Origin of the sequence: Sporomusa malonica (assembly GCF_900176355.1) — a bacterium.
Taxonomy (GTDB): Bacteria; Bacillota; Negativicutes; order Sporomusales; family Sporomusaceae; genus Sporomusa; species Sporomusa malonica.
In genome coordinates this window covers 57,419-78,817 of record NZ_FWXI01000008.1, presented here as the reverse complement: position 1 = coordinate 78,817, position 21,399 = coordinate 57,419, and the positions used below count along the sequence as shown (strand labels likewise).

Here is a 21,399-nt window from a genome sequence, read left to right as displayed (position 1 = left end):
CATGATCTTACTTGTTGATAATTATGATTCTTTCACCTATAACATCTACCAGTATGTAGCCAGTTTAGGCTATCAGGTATCAGTTGTCCGTAACGATAGGATAACTACTGATGAAATAAAATCTTCTGGTTATAACGGGATCATTATTTCACCTGGCCCGGGGACGCCTGCCAACGCTGGAATAAGCAAAGCAGTTATCGCGCAGTTTGCAGGGAAAGTCCCGATACTGGGGATTTGTCTCGGCCATCAAGCCATTGGCGAGGTATTTGGTGGGCGGGTCATCCGTGCACCGCAGCCAGTACATGGCAAGGAGGAATATATTATTCATCGGGGGCAGGGTATCTACCGGGATTTACCCAAGCCATTTACTGCTGGCAGATATCATTCGCTAATCGTTGACAAAGACGGGCTGCCTGATTGCCTGGAGGTTACAGCCACTTCACAGGATGGCTTGATTATGGGGCTCAGGCATCGGGAGTTTGATGTAGAAGGAGTGCAGTTTCATCCAGAGTCAATCCTGACGCCGAAAGGGATAAAAGTTCTAGAAAACTTCGCTAACAAGACAAATGTATTTCAGGGAAAAATAAACTTGAACAAATAGCGGCCACATGTTATAGTGAGAAAAACAGTATTAAAAACCATGAAGAGGAAAAGTAGGTATGCTTTTTTCCGTTACAGAGAGCCGGAAAGCTGAGAACCGGCACGGAGTGGTCTACTGAAGTTCACCTTGGAGTTGCTTGCTGAAATCCGGATGAGTTCATTTGGTTAGTAGGCGGAGCCGGAGACCTTTACCGTTATCAGCGAAGGGGAGTATCGGTGCTTAAGCCTGTACTTTATGAGGTGATCTGCCGTCTGGCGGATAACAAAGGTGGTACCGCGAGATGAACTCTCGTCCTTTTAGAGGACGGGAGTTTTTTATTTTTTGGAGGGATTATTATGACAAGGACAGTAGGATATTTGGGACCACAGGGAACCTATTGTGAAGAGATCGTATTAAGTTTATACGGTAAAGAGGAAGCCTGTTTGAAGCCCTTTGCCGGTATTGATGCGGCCATTAGAGCCGTTGCCACAGGTGAGGTTGATGAAGGTATTGTGCCTGTGGAAAATTCGTTGGAAGGGTCGGTCAATATCACGCTCGATACCATTGCCCATGATGTTAACCTATATATTACAAAAGAAGTAGTTTTGCCTGTCAGGCACAATTTGCTGGCTAAAAAAGGATGTCAAGAAATTGCCGCAATTGTTTCCCATCCCCAAGCGTTAGCACAGTGTCGAAAAACACTGGGAATTTTGTATCCAGAAGCCAAACTAAAACCGGTTGAGAGCACCGCCGAGGCTGCAAGGATTGTTGCTGCAAGCGATGGCTTATATGCAGCCGTAGGAAGTCTGAAGGCCGGCGAAATTTATGGGTTAACCGTGTTAGCCGCCGATATTCAGGATAATAACGCGAACTCGACGCGCTTCATCGGTCTGGAACGAAAGCAGGCAAGCAGCACAACCGGAAAGTGTAAGACAACCCTTGTGTGTCAGATTAACGGCGAACGCCCAGGAAGCCTGTACAATATATTAGAGGAATTTGCCAAAAGAGAAGTCAACCTGACCAGGATTGAGTCGCGTCCTGCTCGCACCGGCCTAGGTATGTACATCTTCTTTTTTGATATTGAAGGCAGCACAGCGGAAAGTAACATTGCCGCTGCGATTAGTGCCGTTGAGGAAAAATGCTTATGGTATAAAAACTTTGGTTCCTATCCGGTCTATACAATTAACAAATAGAAAAGAAGCAACATCTCCGTTGGCTAAAGCGGGGATGTTTTTTATTGCCTTGGACAAAATAGGGAAGAGATTAGACAGGATATTGGATAGGAAGGAAGGCATTTTTCCATGAATAATCTGGCTGTTGAAGAACTGCTGCGGCAGGCGCTAAAAGAAGATATTGGTGTTGGTGATATTACCAGTCAGGCCATTTTTACAGAGGATCACTATTCTGAAGGTTATTTACTGGCAAGAGAAGATATGGTGCTGGCTGGAAAAGATATATTTTCCCGGGTATACTCGTTGCTTAGCAGGAATATTAAAATAGCTTTCAGATATAATGATGGAGCCCAAATACCAGCCGGCGAGAAGTTTGCCATCATCGAAGGACCCATTCGCAGCCTGCTTAGCGGCGAGCGAGTAGCACTGAATTTCTTACAGCGTATGTCTGGTATTGCTACAGAAACTCGGCGTTTTGTTGAAGCAGTTAGTGACACGGGGGCGCTTATTGCTGACACCAGAAGAACTACCCCAGGTCTTAGAATGCTGGAAAGATATGCAGTAAAGATGGGGGGCGGTAAAAGCCATCGTTATGGCCTTGACTACATGGCCCTGATCAAAGATTATCATATTCAGGCGGCAGGCGGTATTGCACCGGCAGTCGAGAAAGTTCGGCAGCAGCTTTCACCTTTTGTGAAAATTGAAATCGAGGTCGAATCCCTGGAACAAGTACGCGAAGCGGTGGCTGGCGGTGTTGATGTCATTGCCCTTGAGAATATGTCTATTACCATGATTGAAGAAGCGGTAGAGATTATTGATAACCAGGCGCTGGCAGAGGTATCTGGTAACATTACCATAGAACAGGTGCCCGAGTTAGCTGCAGTAGGTGTTGATATAATTTCCAGTGGACTTATTACTCAATCGGTTAAAGCGGCTGACATCAGTATGCGGTTACAGTAATGGAAGGTTTGCCTTCGGGTAATAATAATGTAGAAGGGGGGTGTTCCTGTGGCTAAGAAAGTTGCTGTAGAAGATAATTTATCAACAATCAAACAAGCGTTAGAAAAAAGAGGCTATACGGTCGTGAGCCCAAAAAGTACGGAAAGTGTAATGGCATGTGTTGTAATGGGCATGGACAACAATCTAATGGACATTCAAAACACTATTACTAAAGCGCCAGTTATTGATGCGGCCGGTATGACACCTGAGCAGGTAGTTTCTCGCATAGAGTCGCTCCAATAGTAATGTATAGTAGAAAAAAATAGGACTAATTGCAGTGCAAATAGTAAAAGAGCAATTCCCAGAACACGGGAATTGCTCTTTTACTATTAAATATAAATACCAAGGATTTTGAGATAGCCGAGCGGAATATATTATAGATAGAACATATTATGGGGTGAATATATGGATAAGTATAAAGTGATCATTACCGGACGAATTATGCCTCCGGCCTTGGCGGCACTTCAAGAACAATGTGAAGTTCAGCAGTGGAATCAGGCTGTAGCGCCCCAGGTTAGCCAATTGGCAGAGTGGCTCAAGGATGCCGAGGGATTATTTGTGTCGACAAATATAGCAGTCAATGAGGAGCTGCTGGCAGCTGCGCCCAAGCTAAGGGTAATTGCTCAATCGGCGGTGGGTTATGACAATATTGATATTCAGGCCTGCACGAACAGAAAAATTCCGTTTGGCAATACACCAGGCGTACTTGTAGAGACAACGGCAGACCTGGCATTTGGATTACTCTTAACCGCGGCACGGCGTATTCATGAAGGGTGGGACTGGGTACGTGCCGGCAAATGGCAGCCAGGATTCCAGTTGCCTTTGGGTGTGGACTTGTTTGGCAAGACCTTAGGAGTTGTAGGGATGGGGGCCATTGGGGCGGCTGTTGCCAGACGGGCACAGGCCAGCGGGATGAAAGTTATCTATAATAATCGCCGTCCGCGCCCTGATCAAGCAGCTCTTAACGCTGAGTACTGCTCTTTTGAAAATCTATTAACTGAGTCTGACTTCATTGTAGTTCTGACACCTCTCACCCCTGAAAGCCGGGGAATGTTTGGGGCAAAAGAGTTTGCTAGGATGAAGACGACAGCATATTTCATTAATGCAGCCAGAGGCGCGGTAGTCGATACTCAAGCTTTATATACTGCACTGATAGAAGGACAGATTGCGTACGCGGCTCTGGATGTTACCGATCCTGAACCTCTGCCGGCCGATCATCCGCTCATAAAACTGCCTAATATCTTAATTGCACCCCATATCGGCAGTGCGACAACCGAGACTCGTAACCGGATGGCACTCTTGGCGGCTGAAAACCTGCTGCTTGGATTAGCAGGCAAGCCGCTGATAACATGTGTAAATCCAGAAGTAAATTATCGTTAACTATAATTAATATTGCTTATCGCAATAGGATACATTATTGTTTATAATGTATCTTTATTTTACGGGAGGGAATTCATGGATCAATCCCAGGCCCTTGGCCAGGAAAAAATCAGTAAGCTATTGTGGAATTTTTCGCTGCCAGCCATAGTGGGGATGGTAGTCAATGCTTTATACAATATAGTTGACAGTATATTTGTCGGTAATGGGGTTGGCGACATTGGCCTCACAGCGGTAACCATAGCTTTTCCCATTATGATCATTTTGATGGCTATCGGCATGCTAATTGGTATTGGTGCATCTACGCTGGTGTCCATTCGCCTGGGTGAGCAAAAACACCATGAGGCTGAAGTTATTTTAGGCAATGCGTTCACTATGATGATAATTGCGGTTTTGCCGATGACGGCAGTTGCGCTTTTATTTTTAGACCAGATTTTAGTATTGCTGGGTGCTGAACCTAATGTGCTGCCTTATGCCAGGGAATTTACCAGAATCATTCTTATTGGCAGCATATTCATGCATATTGGCTTTGGCTTGAATAATATAATACGCGCCGAGGGCAATCCCAAGGTGGCAATGGCGACCATGCTAATTGCCGCTTTGTTGAATACCATGCTCAATCCACTATTTATTTTTGTTTTCAAGTTGGGGATAGCTGGCTCAGCATTAGCAACAGTTAGTGCGCAAGCCGTATCGGCGGCCTGGGTGTTACACTATCTCACAAGTGATAAAGGGGTTCTTAAATTACGCAGAGAAAACCTCCGATTAGACACGGATATTGTTAAAGAAATTGTTAAAATTGGCTTGTCGCCGTTTATCATGCAGATTGCAGCTAGTGTAGTAACTGTAATATATAACTACAGTCTACTGCGTTATGGGGGAGAACTGGCTGTGGCAGCGATTGGGATAATTAATCGAGTGGCTATGCTAATATTAATGCCGGTATTTGGTATCAGCCAAGGTGTTCAGCCAATACTAGGCTACAATTATGGTGCTAAAAACTACACAAGGGTAATTGAGGTCATAAAACTCGGCATGTACGCAGCAACGGCAGTCTCTGTCTTGGGTTTTATTGCTACACAGTTATTTGCTACGCCAATAATCCGGGTATTTAATGATAATCCTGAACTAATTACCATTGGTTCAAGTGGTTTAAGCCTGTTTTTAGTCATGCTGCCAATTATCGGCTTTCAAGTAATTGGTGCCAACTATTTTCAGGCAGTGGGTAAGGCTAATTATGCCATTTTCCTTAGCATGTCGCGTCAGGTGATTATCTTAATCCCTGCCATTATTGTTCTACCTCAGTTTTTTGGCCTACAGGGCATTTGGATTGCTGGGCCAGTTGCTGATTTTGTTTCATCGCTCTTGACAGGGACCTATCTATGGCTGGAACTGCGCAAATTAGACCAACCGACCCTGGGAAATAATACTTAAGCCAGTTCCGCAAGCGGAGGCAGGAACTGGCGCTTAGGACACGAATAATACCAGTACTATCATGAAAGGCTGGTATATATGAAAAGCAGGTTGCTTGTTGCCGCGCTTTCCGTTGTTGTCTTTACCATGGTGGCGATAATAGCCCCAGTTGAGGCAGCTGCACTGTCAAACCAAGATGCGAATTTAACTCAAATGAAGGCCGATGAAAAAAGAATTAAAAAACTTCGCCATGGTTATATCAAGTATGACGGAAACAAAGTTTATTATTATTGGTAATTTTGTTAAGTTAGAAGGCTAAACCTAAACAGGGGTAGCCTTTTTTTTATTCTATACCTTACCTATACAATAGATACACATAGCTAATTTAGGAGGTTAGGCAGGAATTTGCTGCTGACTGTGTAAGTATTCCGTAGTAGATGAATTTTACCAGTTAGATTTCAACCAGAAAAGGTGGTAACTGACATGAGAAAACCCATTCATGAACTTGTCGAAGCACAGTATGATTTTGTAGTTGCTATGCGTCGTTACTTCCGGACTTTTCCCGAGATTGGCGGTCAGGAATATGGAACGCAGAAGAAGATATTATCAGAACTTAAGGCTATAGGCTTAGAGCCACGGCAGGCTGCCGGTACTGGAGTTATCGTTGAGATTAATGGCAGCAAGCCTGGCAAGACTGTGGCCATTCGGGCTGATATTGATGCTCTTCCGATTCAGGATGAAATCAATCAGCCCTATTGCTCACAACATGCCGGACTGTGCCATGCCTGCGGACATGACGGACATGCCGCTATGCTGCTTGGAATTGCTAAGGTATTTAAGGCAATACAGGCTGAATTAGCAGGTACTATCAGGCTTATATTTCAGCCTAGTGAGGAACAGTTTCCGGGAGGAGCCCTTGATATGATTGCCGATGGTGCAATGCATGGTGTGGACGCTGTTATTGGGGCACATTTATGGCAGCCACTTGAAGTCGGGACAATGGGCATAACCTATGGCCCAATGATGGCTTCGCCTGACCAGTTTACTATTACTGTTCAAGGCTGCGGCGGTCATGGGTCGATGCCGTATCAGACGGTTGATCCTATCCATGTCGGTGCACAAATTGTGTTGGCCTTAAAGACGATTACCGGGAGTAATTTGAGTGCAAATGATTTAGCGGTTTTATCAATGGGGGTTTTTAAAGCAGGAGATGCGTTTAATATCATACCTGATTCGGCTGTTTTGCAGGGAACGGTGCGGACTTTTTCCCAGAGTGCCAGGGAGACAATCTTTGCATGTATTGATAGGATATGCACTGGGATTTGCTCGGCTTCAGGCGCGACATATACACTCGAAAGCTGCCATGGTTTTCCACCTGTGGTTAATAACCCTCAGGTGGCCGGAGTTGTAGCTACAGTTGGTAAAGAAGTATTGGGGGAAAGTCAGGTTGTTGAGCTAAGCCCTGCCATGGTAGGGGAAGACTTTGCCTATTACCAGCAGCAGGTACCCGGCTGTTTTATGTTTATTGGCATCGGTAATAAGGCGAAAGGGATAACCTATCCTCACCATCACCCCAAGTTTGATATGGATGAGCAGGCGCTTGCCCACGGGGTAGAGGTTATGGTAAGTGCAGCCTTAGGTTTACTTAAATGAGAATCTGCGACAGTTAAAAATTCTTAGATATCGGAGATTCCAGGCATATCTTGGCGTACTCCTTTATCCATAAAATATACAGTTTATGGATAAAGGAAAAATGATAATCATGGTGAATTATACCTTTGGCAAGGCTTTTGATTTGAGGAGGATTGTTATGGCTACTGAAAATGCGGTGAACACAATTGAAATTCGTGGTTTTTTGCATTTGGCTAGCTTATTTAAGGAACGTGGCTGGACTAGTCCGTTAACCCTGATGATTCCTGGTGAGGTCAGCGGTAGAAAGCTCTTGGATATGCTGGAAGTTTCGGGTGAGCAAGTCGAAGCCATGTTTATTAATGGCAAGGCTGAAACGGTAGCTCACGCTCTGATAAAGCCCGGCGACAGGGTTGCATTAGTACCGCCAGGTACTCCTGGCCCTTACCGAGTATGGCTGGGGTTTGTTGAATTATAGAATTTGAGTGCTGACACTTGTCAGAAAAACCATTTTATTAAGCAGGAATACAGGTAATTTTGGAGAACAGCTATAAAGTAGACTTAGCTTCAGGTGGGGTTTTAACCCCATCTGAAGGTTAGTCGCCCTTATCCAGGGACTTAGCCGCTCTTAACTCCCACTTGTAGAAGATGGGAGTCTTAGAGCGGGTTATTCATCGGATAAAAGTAGTAGATACCTTTATAGTGGGTAATCTTAATAGAAAGAAGCTAATAGGAGGATACTTATGTGGACCGTAGTATATATAGCTTCTAACCGAGCACAGGCCGAACTGTATAAAAATGTGCTGTGTAATGAGGGTGTGCTTGCTAACATCCGGGCGGCAGGAATCGTTTCTGCTCTTGGGGATGGTTTGTATGAAATTTTGGTTTTGGAATCAGAAGCTAATGAAGCTCACGCTATTTTGTGTCAACATGCAGTAAGATAAGTCGTTAAGGAGTGTTAGATTTGCTAAAGAAGACCAGGATTGTTTGTACCGTGGGTCCTAGTACTGATAAACCAGGCGTTCTGGAAGCCATGATGCAGGCTGGCATGAATGTCGCCAGATTTAATTTTTCACATGGTTCTCATGACGAACATGCCAAGCGGATGGCCAGGGTAAGAGAAGCAGCTGCGAATGTTAAGAGACCAATCGCGCTTATGCTTGATACTAAGGGCCCAGAAATGCGTTTAGGCTTATTTACTGAAGGCAAGGTTTATTTAGAAAAAGGCCAAAAATTTGTATTAACAAGTCGTGATGTAGCCGGTACTAAGGAACTTGCGTCTGTAAACCATAGATTTTTGCCGCAGGAAGTTTCACCTGGGCAGACTATACTTATTTCCGATGGGTTGGTAAGCCTCCAGATAGATGCCGTTGAAGGCGACGATATTATCACTACTGTTAACAACAGCGGGCAAATCGGTGATCGCAAGCGTGTTGCAGCACCCGGGGTTGCCATTAATCTCCCGCCGTTATCTGAACAGGATATCGCTGATATTATGTTTGGTATACAGAGTCAAATGGATTTTATTGCCCCCTCTTTTGTTCAACGGGCTGCTGATGTACTAGCCATCCGTAAGATTCTGGAAGATGCCGGTTACTCCATGGATATTATTCCCAAGATCGAAAACGCTGAGGGCGTAAAGAATATTGACGAAATCCTGAAGGTATCTGACGGTCTGATGGTAGCCAGGGGTGACCTTGGCGTGGAAATTCCTGCCGAAGAAGTACCACTTGTACAAAAAATGCTTATCCAAAAGTGTAATAAAGCCGGTAAACCTGTTATTACTGCCACCCAAATGCTTGAATCTATGGTCACCAATCCGCGGCCAACCAGAGCCGAGGCCAGTGATATCGCTAACGCCATTTTCGATGGCTCAGACGCTATCATGCTCAGCGGCGAAACAGCCTCAGGCCAGTATCCGATTGAAGCCGTCCAGACGATGGCCCGCATTGCTGTGCGTACTGAGACCTCGCTTAGCCATAGCGATATACTGATGGGCAAAGGGATTCAGTTGCAGCGTACTACGACTGACGCGATCAGCCACGCTACGGCGCAGATATCGCATGAACTGGGCGCAGCCGCTATTGTGACCTCAACCCAGTCTGGTTATACCGCGCGCATGGTGTCAAAATATCGTCCGCAGTCAACCATTGTGGCTGTTACTCCAAGTGAGAGAACTGTGCGCCGGATGCTGCTGTTATGGGGTGTTTATCCGGTCTTGGGGCCTAGCTTTAATAATACTGATGAAATGGTGCAAAGCGCTGTTGCCAGTTCGCTGAAAGCCGGAGTTGTTAAAGACGGGGATTTAGTTGTTGTTACTGCCGGTGTGCCTGCCGGTATGTCAGGAACAACCAATATGATTAGAGTTCATGTTGTCGGAAATATTTTAACGCGCGGGACAGGGATTGGACAACGAGCTGTTACCGGAAAAGTTGTTGTTGCCACCTCGATTAAAGATATCAAAACTAAATTTCGGGAAGGCGACATTTTGGTAGTTAACAGTGTTGACGAAGAAACTGCTCCTTATGCTGCTAAAGCGGCGGCTATCGTCGCTGAAGAAGGCGGTTTGACTTCACATGCTGCCATAGTAGGGGTAAGCTTTGGAATGCCTGTGCTTGTCGGTGTTGAAGATGCTACCGAGCGGCTGCAGGATGGTACTATTGTTACTGTTGATGCTGCCCGGGGGATTGTATATCAGGGAGAAATTAACGCTAGATAGGGAGAAACCCTTATGGCAGTATGGTTGATTTTGCTAATTGGGATAGTCATAGCCGCGTGGTGGTTTTACACCAGGCGGCTTGAATGGCAGTTTGCGAGTATTGCGTCTCAATTAAATAAGGTAACTAGACAACGGCAGGTGAATGCGGCTGCTGCTAACCGGATTATGCGGCAGATCTATAAGCTGTTGAAGGCTAGTTTGATTGCCGGAAAAGCCGATGATGCTTACCGGGCTTTTGACATGTTAAAGCTGGGATTAGGTCATGGTTTAGGGAGACAAGGGGAGTCTGTACGTATTACAGCTGCTATATATATTGCGCTGCGGTCAAACCAACCTGATGCAGCCGGCCACGGTATTGACACATTTCGACCGCTGCTTAAGAATGTGACCACAGCTGAGATTCCTGTTGTGGTTGAACAACTTGGCCTGATTGCTATTATCAGTTTAAAGCAACGGCAGAATTTTTTAGCTGCCAGGGCAGTGGAAGTCATTTTTACCAGTCTCTATATAGCACAAGATGACGCCGTTCACGCCTCTGTAATGCGGGCAATAAGACTAGTCGGGCTCACTGCTTTGCGCCGGGGTGATGTCGGGCTTATCCGCGAAATACAGGCAAAGCTGGCAGGATGGCTTGCGGCCGAACCTGAGTCTAGCTTGGCTCACGAACAGGTTTCCGGGATATTTGGAGCTTGGCTGAACCGGGTAGTAAAAGCCGGAGAGGCCAGTATGGTTGAACCGTTAATCCAATATATTGGCGAACTGGCAGAAAAGGAAATATTATCCCACAAGGCTTTAGCAAGTATTGTTGTAGAATGCAGTCATATTGCCGGCATGGACAGTCTTAATCCGTATAGCCAAGTAGCTGGCTCAATATCTATGCTTAGTCTTGAGTTGGCGGTGCAAGTCAGGATGAATGATACTTGGCGGCAAGCGGTTGACGCTGTTGGACAAGCTGCCAGGCTGGCTGTAGCACAGCGCAGTTTGGGGGAGAGTTTTGATATTATCTATCCTCTCTTTGAAGTTGGCCGCCGTCTGCTAGTCTCAGAACTTAATTCTGGTCCCCTGAGTGATACATTTCGCCAGCAAGCTCTTTATGTACTCATGAGAGAATGCCTGCAATTAGTTGAGTTTGTTTCCAGGCAAAATTTTACCACAACTGCAGCTGACATCATCGATCAGCTCTACCAGGATTGGATTAAGCGGCAAGCCAATCCTGGACAGGAAAAATCAATAAAGAAGTTTTGTCAGCTGTTATTTTTATATTGTACACGGGTTAAGCGCAGCCAAAGGCGCTTGACTGCAGATGGTAGTGGTTTTAACAGTCCAGACTCTATGACGGCGGCTAACCGAGAACGGTTGAAACAGCTTGGATATTTACTTTAAAATAAAGAGGCGGACAATTTTGTCCGCCTCTTTTCTAAAACCATGCTATGATTAGGCTTTTTGACGAATGGTTTCCTGTTTAGGAAGCGACCCTGTTAGTGCCAGACTGAGTAGTGGGACAAGGGTGCCTATCATGGTGATTATTGATGCCAAACAGGTACTTAAGGCAAGGGTTGCAAAATAGAAGGCAACAGTTACAGTTGGGGTTAGCGGTATGGCCATCCTAGTCAGTTCAACAATTAAATAATACATAACCAATGGGTGTACAAGATACACCAGATAGGAATAGCGGCCTAGACAGCCTAAAGCTGCTGACAGCTTAGTTGGCAAAGGTCTGCTGAAAGTTTTAAACCAGAATAGTGTTGCCCCGAGTGTGTACAGTACTCCGACTGGGCTAAGCTGATGGACAGTATTCACGGCTTGCTCCAAACTATACTGCTTGAAATAAACAAGGTGATAATAGAAGAACAGCATTCCGGTTAAGGTTGCGACAAAAGACACGTTGACCACTCGTTTGTTCCGCTCTAGCGCAGCCAAAAACTGGGGATACAACTCCGAACAAACTGCGCCGAGAATAAAAATAAATAAGTAGTGCAAAACCAGGTAGCTCATGCGGTGTTGTATGGCCAGGTTAAGGTAGTAATTATCGAACCCTGCGGTAAGTAGATAGCTTGAGTAATAATTAAAAGCAATCTGCCCGATCAGCAGGCTGAGCAATCCCGCTAGCGGGGCTTTGAGAATACAGCGCACAAGCTGCCGCCAAAGCGGCATTAGTGCGTAAAATCCAACCAGAATAACCAAAAAATATAGTTGATAAGATGCCAGGCCAAATAGAAAATACTCGTACACAAGAGGCCTATTCCAGATGCTGAAATCCCCGCTTGCCCACGTATAATGCAGCATATAAAGGAGAGACCAGGCAAGATACGGCAGCAGTACGGCTTTAAAACGGCGGCGCATAAACGCCAGATAGCTGAACTCTGCTTTGAGCGGCTGACTGATAAATAAGCCAAAGGCAGATACAAAGAAAAATATGGGCACACTAAACCGTGTGAATATTTCAAGTAACGCAAACAGATGTGGATTGACAGCCGGGTAGGCCAGTGAATAAGCTCCAGTATGAATGCCTAATACACCCAGCATTGAGAGACCTCGGATGTAATCAAGAGCAAGTATGTGCTGTTTTGGCATAGTTGCAGCTGCTCCTTAGGATGTTGTTTTTATTGAATACATATTATATAAGATATCACTATTAATTATAGGTTGTAACTTCTGTAACTGCAATAAACTTTTAACTGAGGGAGATGGAAAGAAATGATGGAAGAAATAAGAGAAGGGCAGATAGCTCCGGATTTTACACTGCCAGCGACTGGCGGGAATCCAGTAACCTTAGGTCAATTTCAAGGCAAGAAGGTAGTGTTGTATTTCTATCCGAAAGATAATACCCCAGCTTGAACAGACGAGGCTCGCGAGTTTCGCGAGGTGTATGGCGATATTACTGCCGCTGGGGCTGTCCTCCTAGGAGTAAGCCGGGATAGTCTGTCATCACATGAAAAGTTTAGTGCCAAGCATGAGCTGCCTTTTCTGCTGTTAAGCGATGCTGACAGTGCTGTTTGCCAGTTGTATGGCGTGCTCAAAGAGAAAAATATGTATGGCAAAAAAGTCATAGGCATTGAACGGTCAACTTTTATTATCAATGAACAGGGAAAGATCACTCATGTTTTTCGGAAGGTCAAAGTAGCTGGACATGCCCAAAGCGTGCTGGATGCACTAAAATAGCGATCTAGAAATTTTTCTCAATCAGCAGGAGTTTCCTACCTGCTGTGTAAATAAGTATATTAATATACTATAAGGAGGTTTTTTCCATGAAGCCAATTGGTTTACTAAATGGGAGACTAATAGATTTAAATGACAACATTGTGCCAATGGAAGATAGAGGCCATCAGTTCGGCGACGGCGTATATGAAGTAACTAGGGTGTATAATGGCCGCTGCTTTGCTCTGAAAATGCATGTGGACAGACTATATCGTTCGCTGCGCGAGCTGACAATTCCGGCAGTATATACGTATGAAGAACTTGCCGAATTTCATGAGCTGCTTATTAAAGAGAGTGGTATTATGGAAGGAGCAATTTACCTTCAGATTACTCGCGGCGTATCGCCACGGGCACATGGTTTTCCTGAGAACGTTGTGCCATGTCTGACTATGTCTATTCGTCCTGCAGCAGCAGCACCTGATAAAAATAAATTAGAAGGTGCTAAAGGTCTACTCATTCCTGACGAAAGATGGCTGAGATGTGATATTAAGTCTCTTAATCTCTTAGGTAATGTTATGGGCAAGCAAAAAGCTAACGAAGCTGGTTGTTTCGAGGCTATTCAGGTCCGGGATGGATTTGTCACCGAAGGAACTAGCAGCAACTTCTTCGTAATTAAAGATGGCGTTGCTTGGACATATCCCAGGTGCAATCTTATCTTGACAGGTGTAACCAGAACGCTGATTATGGAAAAAATTGCGCCAGAACTTGGTGTTTTAGTTGTCGAGAAGAAGTTTGACGAGGCATTTCTCAAAACAGCAGAAGAGGCTTTTGTATCAGGCACCAATAGCGAAATTACGCCAATTATTACTATAAACGGAAAGCCTGTCGGTAATGGCAGCGTAGGCCCCATCACCCGCAAAATTCAAGAAGCGTACTGGGGCATGATTGACGAAGAGTGTGGCCGTAAATAAATAGAAAGGCGGCAAAAACCATGAATATGACAGTTTCTGATCGGGCTCAGGAGTTTATAGCTCAAGAAGGCGGTATTATTACTGTAAGGATTGAGCAGCGCTTGATACCTGGCTGAGGTGCTCCCCAGGCAGCTGCCGTCCCGTCCGTGCGACTGGGAAAGCCGGGTCAACATGAGGAAAACGATTATCAAGAATTTACCATAGATGGAGCCCGCATATACGCCCATAGTTCGGTGGTAAATTACAATGACCAAATTTTACTCAGAATTGATACAGAAACAACGCTTTTTGGAAAGAGGTTAGCCCTGTATGGTCTGCCGGTTCCAACCCAAAATTGTGGCAATTGTACATCATGCTAAAAAACTGCTGGAGGCCTAAAGCCTCCAGCAGTTTTTTAGTCCTGTAAGAAAGTATAACTTTCCGTCTGGATAAGGGCAACATCGGCTTGCGCTATCGCCAAAGGCTCGGCGCAAGCCGTGTTTTCTTTATATTTTACTTTAAATTAGTTGCGCAGCTTGAACAGCCGCCGAGGTCCATTTCTTGAATTTTTTCTTCCAGTCGACCATTGTTGTACAAAATCATTTCAGCCAAGGCCATAGGCAAAACTTCTGTTAAGAGAACTTCCATGGCGTTATGCATGGCTTGCTTCTGGTCCCTGTGGCTCAGGGCAGTGGTTAGTTTAGCTTCAATAGGCTCACGATAAGTGGTAAGCCAACGTTGGTAATGGGTAACTAATTCGGGTCCGTCAAAATACATAGTCAGTCACATCCTTTTTATAGTATCGATTATGTGTGGCGGGTTAGATTAAGAGACAATATTTTAGTTAAATGTGCCAGCGAATAACACTCAAACATGGTGCTGTGCTTAGCGAACAGCGGGATAGCACTATTTTGGCTCCAGCGTTCTTTCGGCTGGGTGTTAAGCCATAAAATCCGTTTGACCTTTTTGCTGATGACAGATAACTCACTGGCTGTTTCGAGTGGTGCCAGGGTATTGGCATCACTGATAATAAAGAGCAGGGTGGAAGGAGACAATAACTGTTTATATTCTTGTTCTAGACTTGTTAGCGCAATAAATAAATTAGTGCCTTGTCCGATTTGGGTAGAGCTTGTTACTAATTTTTCGCTTACTTGGGCAAAATCATCATTACGCCGAAAATAGTCGGTTACTTTTTCTAAATCTGTGGCAAAGATGAAGGTTTCAATATTTTTTACAACATTGGATAACCCATAAAGAAGCGGCAAGGTAAAACGGACATATTTTGTCATTGAGGCTGATACGTCACAAACAACAACAATATTAGGTTTATGAATTTTTTTAGTCTTATATTTTAATGCAATCATGATACCGCCGTAGCGCATATTACGACGGATACTCTGGCGAATGTCAATCAGCTTGCGGCGGCCAGTCATGCGGAATCTGCGGGAAATGCGGGTGGTTAAGCGGTGGGCCAACCGTTTAATCAAGGCAGTAACCTGGGGGATTTCGTGTTCGGCGATATCCTGCATATTTTTATGCAGCAAAGGATTTTTTCCTGCACCGCCAAGACCTGCCGCCGATTCTACAACATGGTCAAGTTCATGATGACCCAATAATTGACGGCGAGCAGCAGCGAGCTGGGCTAAATCTTCAGGTGAAAGCTGGCGATGGTGATAGGATAAGGAGCTCTTAAGCAGGTTTTCTACTATGGGCTGAAAAGACTCTTTAACATTGGCTCCTGTCGAGGTCTTTTCCAAAAAATCTTGTAGTCGTTGTTTTTCCTGTTCAGGCAGGCGTTTATAGACGTCTTTTAGTTCTTCAGGGAGGTCGAGGGGGCGTCCCTGGAAGACTAATTCCTCCTGAACCTGCTGCGACTGTTCGAGATCAAGCTGCTGTTTGGAATCCCAAGCTTCCCGCTGCTGTTGTTTAGACTCAGGTGGTACAAAAAATAGGTTAAAGGCTTGGTCAAACGCCGCTCGATCTTCTGCATTTTTGATTAGTGTGCTTTTTAAGGCGGCACGAAATTCATCCCGGTCAAAATGTTCAATGACAGTCAGGCTGTCGACAGCATCAATGGTTTCTGCCGTGCTTACCCGTACTCCGAGCTGGCGCAAAATCTGAACAAAACCTACTAGATTATCAGCTAGCGAGTTCAAAACGATCAGCCCCCACTACTTACGTTGCCATGGCAGTGACAAGCTGGGGTCATGGCCGTAGGGCCATCCTCCTGTTTGATAGCTGCGCACAGTCCCTCGGCACCTAGATCCTTTTGAAATGCTATTAAATCGTCACGGTTTTTAAACAACAGACCCATCGTCTGTTTAACCAAGGTTGGATCAAGGTGGTCGGCGTGCATGGCCATAAGCGATCTTGTCCAATCAAGCGTTTCAGCAATCGATGGTTGTTTATTAAGGGTTAGTTTAGTGCGCAGGTGGTTAACGGCTGTGGCAATTTGCAGAGCCAATTTTTCAGTGGCCTCAGGGATTTTGGTGCGAATGATATTAATTTCTTTATCAATGGGCGGATAGTCGATGTACAGATAAATGCAACGCCGGCGCAAGCCTTCAGATAATTCCCGGTCATGGTTGCTTGTTAGTACCACTATGGGAATGTGTTTGGCTCTGACGGTGCCAAGCTCAGGGATTGATATTTGAAAATCGGATAAGATTTCAAATAAGAATGCTTCAAACTCTTCATCAGTTTTATCAATTTCATCAATTAATAAGACTGGGCGTTTTTCCGCACGAATGGCTTTTAGCAAAGGACGCTCCAGCAAGTACTCTGGAGAAAAAACATCTTCTTCGGAAATGCACTGGTTAGCGATATCTCTGCTCATCTGAATCTTAATTAGCTGGCGCTGATAATTCCATTCATATAAGGCTTTGTTTTCGTCCAGACCTTCATAACATTGAAGGCGGATAAGCTCGGTATCAAATACTTTACTTAATACTTTAGCGATCTCAGTCTTGCCAACACCGGGCGCACCTTCGATCAGAAGAGGTTTTTCTAACTTTAAAGCTAAATAGACAGTGGTCAAAAGTTCCTTATCGCTGATGTACCCTTGGGCTTCAAAAGCAATGCGTAATTCCGGCATGGTTATAACGGTGTTAGATTGCTTATCCATAACTTGTTCTCCTATCTCTCGTGCAAGCTGTTGTTTTAATTTTACAGCAAATTGATAATAATTGACAAGAGAAAACGTTTCTCCGAAAAAACAAAAGCTACTCATAGTGAGTAACTTTTGTTTTAAAGTATAAATAAATGTCAGGTTAGAGGGTTATACCGATAAATTGGCCAGTTTTAAATGGCGTGTCTTCAACTAGTTGACCTGGTAAGATATCAAAATGCTTAAAGAACTTCTTTGCGCCGATATAGGCACCTTTCGCGGCATAACGTACAGGGAACGTGTTGGGCTGTAACTCTTCCATAGGCAGAATGCCGAGGGCTTGTTGTTCGGGATCATAGCCCAACATACAGAAATGATTGTTTTCTAAAAGTTGGGTGGCTCTTTTGTTAAAGACAATACGGCCATTAGGACGTACTTCAATAAGTGGCTCGTCGTTTTTGGGCGAACGAGTACGATGCGGCTCAAACAGAGTAAAAGAAAAGCCTTTTTCTTCACTCATGAAAATTCACTCCTTAAAAGTTAATCGTTACATTAAAAAGTATGCTCAAACTTGTAAAACTATAAACACTAAATTGGAAAAATGTTGATGTTTATTTATGATATTCTTTGGAATTGAGCACAGAAATGCAGGAATTTTATATCCGCGGGCATAATCTTATTGGGGAAAGGTTTATTTAGTTTTGACGTTTTGCTTCTTTCCAAAATATATATAAACTAGAAGGGGGAATTTAGATGAATCAGATGTGGTTTCAAGTTCTGGCAGTTATGATTGCAGGCAGTATAATTAAGTATCTTATTGTTAGTCCTTTAGCCTGGGTAGTTATTGATTTAGTGGTGTTTGGGGTGGCGTATTTAATGTTGCGTCGTGATCCCTTTATTGACATGAAGCGTTCGATGATCTTTCTTGGTGGCTTAACTGCCGTGAATGTTCTGGTAGACTTAGGAATAATGGATGGCATGATTGCTAACTTAGTCCTGCTTGGACTTTTGGGCTACATGATGTTCGGACGCGGTAATAATAACCGTCGGCGCAGATAGTCAGGGGGGGCAGCTAGTGTCTGAACATAAGGTTGTCACAAGAGCCGCGCTCCTGCTGGCGCTTACCCTGCTATTTCAATCACTGCGATTTTTAATTCCCATACCGTCTTTTCTGTCTACATTCATTATTGGCAGTTTGGTTAATTCAGCCTTGCTTATAGCCGCAGAAAAGGTTGGCTTGTGGCCAGCGCTTATGATTGCAGTAGTAGCGCCAGTCGCAGCCTATTTTCAGCAGCTTTTACCGCTGCCAGTCTTTATTGTTCCTGTTGCGTTGGGCAATGCGGCGTATATATGCCTGTTTTTAGCTAGTCTGCGTTGGGGTCGTGTGTTGGCGGTTTTCCTGGGGACAATCGGGAAAACCGGAGTTCTATATGGGGCATTTGTGTGGCTTCTCACCTTTATTGCCGTACCACCCAACCTTGCCGCAGGTATTATGTTCGCAATGAGCTGGCCTCAGCTAGTTACAGGTATTCTGGGTGGGTTATTAGCTTCGATAATTAGTAGACGTATTAGATAACACTCCTTTGGAGTGTTTTTTTTTTCACTTGAATGAATGTTTCAGTTTTTGGCAGGAATTTTATGCTAAGATGGCAAAACATTATACAGTCAAAGCAAAATATTAGGATAAATCAACGTACTGCTTTATTTCCTGAAACTAGGCCGGTTATGGAGGGGTTTTATGCATGTCTATCACGACTTAACATTAGCAGATATTGTTAATGTCAAGGTTTTACAGGAGATTCAGGATAAGTTTTCCGAAGCTACCGGTTTGGCTGCAGTAATCGTTGACAGTGCTGGGCAACCAGTCACTAAACCTAGCAATTTTACAAGGCTGTGTAACCTTATTCGTTCGACCCCTGAAGGATTATCTCGTTGTATAGGTTCTGATGATTGCGGTGGAAGAATGGCTGCTAGGCAACTATGTCCTTCCGTATATCGCTGTCATAGTGGACTTACTGATTTGGGAGCACCAATTATATTAAATCAGCAGCATTTAGGCGGGTTTTTAGCTGGTCAAGTGGTATTGCCTCAGAATGGAATAGATATTGCTAGTGAGGTGTTAAAAGGAGTCGCTGACTTAAATCTAGATAAAACTACCGTTCTCGAAATGCTGACTGAAATTCGGGTAGTTCCGGAAGAGCGCGTTAAGGCTGCCGCTGACCTCCTGTACATTATGACTAATTATATTGTAGAGATTGCCATGGCTAATATTGCGCAAACCCAACTAATGAGTGAGATGAAATCCAAGGCCGACCTGGAGAAGGTCTTAAGAGAAACCGAGCTTAAGGCGCTGCAGTCTCAAATCAATCCCCACTTTTTGTTTAATACGTTAAATACCATTGCCCGCCTTGCTCTTCTAGAGGGGGCACCCCGTACCCAGGAAGTGGTTTATGCCTTGTCAGATTTGTTACGCAACAACTTGCGCAACATCGATGAAATGGTCACTGTTGGCGAGGAAGTTCAATATATAAAAAACTATTTACTAATTCAAGAAACGCGGTTTGGTGATCGGATTCAGGCCTCCATTAACATCCCCGAAGAACTAATGGAGCAAAGAATTCCATTTATGACACTGCAGCCGCTTGTGGAAAATGCTATTATTCATGGACTTGAACCCAAACGTTACGGTGGCAATATCAATATTTCCGGACAGATGCAAGGTAACCAAGTAGAAATCATGATCACCGATACCGGTGTAGGCGTTAATAAAGCCCAAATAGAACGAATTTTCCGGAATGAAAAAAGACTTGCTGGTAAAGGCCAAACTTCGGGTTTAGGTATAACCAATGTCCATAAACGCATCCAGCATTATTTTGGCCTTCAATACGGACTTGAGATATGTAGTGGCGAGCAAGGGGAAGGAACAACAGTAAAGATTTGCCTACCTTATGGGTTTGATGAAACCAGCAGCTAAGAAACCCTCTGCCTGTGCTGGATGGCTACAGGGCAGAGGGTTTTCTTTTGCGGCCGGAAAAGTGATATATTACAAAGTTTAACATGGAGGGATTGTTTATGTCTGAACAGCAACAAAACAATGTAAGCGCTAAAGAGTTGGCAGGACAAAACTTTAAAGCGGGGTATAACTGTGCCGAGTCAGTCGCACGCGCATTTCGCGACTTGCTTAACCTGGACGTTTCTGACGAAGCACTCCGCATGGCATCAGGATTTGGCGGCGGTCTTGGCCATGCCGGCTGTATGTGCGGCGCGTTATCCGGGGCGACAATGGTACTTGGCATGCTGCAAGGCAGGGATAGCAAAGAGCAAAGCCGTGGTCCTATTTATAGCAGCGCCCAGGAGTTTCACAGCATATTTTCCGAAGAGTTTGGTGCGGCCTGCTGCCGGGTGCTTAATCCTCACGAATTTGGCAGTCAGGAACAAAGGCATACCTGTCTAAAAATTACCGGCACTACCGCCGAGTTACTGTCAAAGTACCTTCAGGATAAACAACTAGCCCCAGTAAAATAGGCTAAAATATCCGAGATATGAGCTTGCCGTGATCTGTAAGCCATTTACGGCACTCCTGGTATTCTGGTGAAAATCGAACAACTTGCTCCCAAAACTTGGCTGAATGATTGGGGACAAGCATATGGCATAGCTCATGAATAATCAGGTAGTCAGCGACTCGCGGCGGGGCCATAATAATCCGCCAGTTGAAGTTTATATTGCCAAGGCTAGAACAACTGCCCCAACGTGTTTTCTGGTCTCTAAGCGTTATGCGAGCAGGGCGAACGCCGATTTTTGCTGCCCAATGATTGGTTTTTTCAACAAATAGTTTACCAGCCTGGTCAACAAGCCAGGCTTTTACTATTCGTTCGGTCATCGCAGAATAATCAGCACTTGTATTGCTTGCAGGCAGTTTTACAACGACTTCTGCAGGCTTTAATAGTATCTCAGGTTTGCTGCTGCCAGGTACAACTGTAAGTGTATGCGGTTCGCCTTTGTATAGAATCTGGGCACCTGAAACCAACTGCTGATTTACAGGGTTTGCAGCAAGTGAAGCTAATTTGTCAAGGCGGGCAGTAAGCCATTTTTTCTTTGTAGTAAAGATATGCTCAATTTCATCACTTGTTAGTTTTCCGGGTGTAACAATCTCCACAGTGGCAGTCGGAAGTACCCGTATCTGAATGGCTTTTCGGCGTCTATCTAACCGTATCGTGTAAAGAAGGTTTTGTCCATTGAATTTGATTGTTGGCATTATGTAGTTCCATTCCTTCGTGTTTTATTAAGTTAGCCGTACCAACCCATCGTCATTGCGA

24 protein-coding genes and 1 other annotated feature are annotated in these 21,399 nt (G+C 44.6%); of the genes, 18 read left to right on the top strand and 6 right to left on the bottom strand.

All coding sequences use genetic code 11. The annotated features are described in order from the left end of the window. Position 1 precedes the first annotated feature (1 nt). The 12 genes from B9A22_RS11095 to B9A22_RS11040 all read left to right on the top strand — a co-directional run bounded on the left by B9A22_RS11095 (position 2) and on the right by B9A22_RS11040 (position 11,272). Positions 2-601, top strand: a complete 600-nt coding sequence (locus B9A22_RS11095; protein ID WP_084575792.1) for an anthranilate synthase component II — start codon at positions 2-4, stop codon at positions 599-601. Between the two features lie 30 nt (positions 602-631). Continuing rightward, positions 632-900 (top strand) — a binding site (T-box leader). A gap of 36 nt (positions 901-936) precedes the next feature. After that, the gene (pheA, locus tag B9A22_RS11090; RefSeq protein WP_084575791.1) at positions 937-1,773 is read left to right on the top strand and encodes a prephenate dehydratase; all 837 of its coding nucleotides are present in this window, start codon (positions 937-939) and stop codon (positions 1,771-1,773) included. Positions 1,774-1,881: 108 nt separating this feature from the next. Continuing rightward, the gene (gene nadC / locus B9A22_RS11085) at positions 1,882-2,712 is read left to right on the top strand and encodes a carboxylating nicotinate-nucleotide diphosphorylase (protein ID WP_084575790.1); all 831 of its coding nucleotides are present in this window, start codon (positions 1,882-1,884) and stop codon (positions 2,710-2,712) included. A 48-nt stretch (positions 2,713-2,760) separates the two neighbouring features. Then, complete coding sequence (locus B9A22_RS11080) at positions 2,761-2,994, top strand: YkuS family protein (RefSeq protein ID WP_084575789.1); 234 nt, start codon at positions 2,761-2,763, stop codon at positions 2,992-2,994. Between the two features lie 162 nt (positions 2,995-3,156). After that, complete coding sequence (locus tag B9A22_RS11075; RefSeq protein ID WP_084575788.1) at positions 3,157-4,131, top strand: 2-hydroxyacid dehydrogenase; 975 nt, start codon at positions 3,157-3,159, stop codon at positions 4,129-4,131. Positions 4,132-4,206: 75 nt separating this feature from the next. Then, a complete protein-coding gene (locus B9A22_RS11070; protein ID WP_084575787.1) occupies positions 4,207-5,562 on the top strand; it encodes an MATE family efflux transporter in 1,356 nt (451 codons plus the stop codon). Positions 5,563-5,640: 78 nt separating this feature from the next. Next, positions 5,641-5,838 carry a hypothetical protein gene (locus B9A22_RS11065; protein ID WP_084575786.1) on the top strand — a complete coding sequence of 66 codons (198 nt, stop codon included), beginning with the start codon at positions 5,641-5,643 and terminating at the stop codon, positions 5,836-5,838. Positions 5,839-6,024: 186 nt separating this feature from the next. After that, entirely contained in the window at positions 6,025-7,194 is a 1,170-nt protein-coding gene (locus tag B9A22_RS11060) for a M20 metallopeptidase family protein (protein WP_084575785.1), read from the top strand. Between the two features lie 157 nt (positions 7,195-7,351). Further along, positions 7,352-7,648 carry a MoaD/ThiS family protein gene (locus B9A22_RS11055; protein WP_176215488.1) on the top strand — a complete coding sequence of 99 codons (297 nt, stop codon included), beginning with the start codon at positions 7,352-7,354 and terminating at the stop codon, positions 7,646-7,648. Positions 7,649-7,913: 265 nt separating this feature from the next. Then, positions 7,914-8,114: a hypothetical protein gene (locus B9A22_RS11050; RefSeq protein WP_084575784.1), complete on the top strand. Its 201-nt coding sequence runs from the start codon at positions 7,914-7,916 to the stop codon at positions 8,112-8,114. A 20-nt stretch (positions 8,115-8,134) separates the two neighbouring features. After that, a complete protein-coding gene (gene pyk, locus B9A22_RS11045; protein WP_176215487.1) occupies positions 8,135-9,889 on the top strand; it encodes a pyruvate kinase in 1,755 nt (584 codons plus the stop codon). Between the two features lie 12 nt (positions 9,890-9,901). Then, positions 9,902-11,272, top strand: a complete 1,371-nt coding sequence (locus tag B9A22_RS11040) for a hypothetical protein (RefSeq protein WP_084575782.1) — start codon at positions 9,902-9,904, stop codon at positions 11,270-11,272. 51 nt (positions 11,273-11,323) lie between these two features. On the opposite strand, the gene B9A22_RS11035 is transcribed toward B9A22_RS11040, so the two are convergent. Continuing rightward, positions 11,324-12,463 carry an acyltransferase gene (locus B9A22_RS11035; protein ID WP_084575781.1) on the bottom strand — a complete coding sequence of 380 codons (1,140 nt, stop codon included), beginning with the start codon at positions 12,461-12,463 and terminating at the stop codon, positions 11,324-11,326. Positions 12,464-12,586: 123 nt separating this feature from the next. Here B9A22_RS11035 and bcp point away from each other — a divergent pair, with 123 nt between their 5' ends. Continuing rightward, positions 12,587-13,051: a thioredoxin-dependent thiol peroxidase gene (bcp, locus tag B9A22_RS26045; RefSeq protein ID WP_084575780.1), complete on the top strand. Its 465-nt coding sequence runs from the start codon at positions 12,587-12,589 to the stop codon at positions 13,049-13,051. Positions 13,052-13,137: 86 nt separating this feature from the next. Then, positions 13,138-13,998 (top strand): D-amino-acid transaminase, encoded by an 861-nt coding sequence (gene dat / locus B9A22_RS11025; RefSeq protein WP_084575779.1) that lies wholly within the window; start codon positions 13,138-13,140, stop codon positions 13,996-13,998. 492 nt (positions 13,999-14,490) lie between these two features. On the opposite strand, the gene B9A22_RS11020 is transcribed toward dat, so the two are convergent. The 4 genes from B9A22_RS11020 to B9A22_RS11005 all read right to left on the bottom strand — a co-directional run bounded on the left by B9A22_RS11020 (position 14,491) and on the right by B9A22_RS11005 (position 17,603). Beyond that, the gene (locus B9A22_RS11020; RefSeq protein ID WP_084575778.1) at positions 14,491-14,754 is read right to left on the bottom strand and encodes a hypothetical protein; all 264 of its coding nucleotides are present in this window, start codon (positions 14,752-14,754) and stop codon (positions 14,491-14,493) included. Positions 14,755-14,783: 29 nt separating this feature from the next. After that, entirely contained in the window at positions 14,784-16,133 is a 1,350-nt protein-coding gene (locus B9A22_RS11015; protein WP_084575777.1) for a vWA domain-containing protein, read from the bottom strand. A gap of 5 nt (positions 16,134-16,138) precedes the next feature. Next, entirely contained in the window at positions 16,139-17,101 is a 963-nt protein-coding gene (locus tag B9A22_RS11010; protein ID WP_084575776.1) for an AAA family ATPase, read from the bottom strand. 145 nt (positions 17,102-17,246) lie between these two features. Beyond that, positions 17,247-17,603 (bottom strand): hypothetical protein, encoded by a 357-nt coding sequence (locus B9A22_RS11005; protein WP_084575775.1) that lies wholly within the window; start codon positions 17,601-17,603, stop codon positions 17,247-17,249. Between the two features lie 233 nt (positions 17,604-17,836). Between B9A22_RS11005 and B9A22_RS11000 the strand changes: the two genes are divergently transcribed. The 4 genes from B9A22_RS11000 to B9A22_RS10985 all read left to right on the top strand — a co-directional run bounded on the left by B9A22_RS11000 (position 17,837) and on the right by B9A22_RS10985 (position 20,608). After that, complete coding sequence (locus B9A22_RS11000; protein WP_084575774.1) at positions 17,837-18,142, top strand: hypothetical protein; 306 nt, start codon at positions 17,837-17,839, stop codon at positions 18,140-18,142. 16 nt (positions 18,143-18,158) lie between these two features. Then, a complete protein-coding gene (locus B9A22_RS10995) occupies positions 18,159-18,659 on the top strand; it encodes a hypothetical protein (RefSeq protein WP_084575773.1) in 501 nt (166 codons plus the stop codon). A gap of 162 nt (positions 18,660-18,821) precedes the next feature. Then, positions 18,822-20,057: a sensor histidine kinase gene (locus B9A22_RS10990; RefSeq protein WP_084575772.1), complete on the top strand. Its 1,236-nt coding sequence runs from the start codon at positions 18,822-18,824 to the stop codon at positions 20,055-20,057. Positions 20,058-20,155: 98 nt separating this feature from the next. Further along, positions 20,156-20,608, top strand: a complete 453-nt coding sequence (locus tag B9A22_RS10985) for a C-GCAxxG-C-C family (seleno)protein (RefSeq protein ID WP_084575771.1) — start codon at positions 20,156-20,158, stop codon at positions 20,606-20,608. Position 20,609: 1 nt separating this feature from the next. Here B9A22_RS10985 and B9A22_RS10980 read toward each other — a convergent pair whose 3' ends face one another. Continuing rightward, on the bottom strand, positions 20,610-21,338 hold the full coding sequence (locus B9A22_RS10980) for a M48 family metallopeptidase (protein WP_084575770.1): 729 nt from the start codon (positions 21,336-21,338) through the stop codon (positions 20,610-20,612). Positions 21,339-21,399 lie beyond the last annotated feature (61 nt).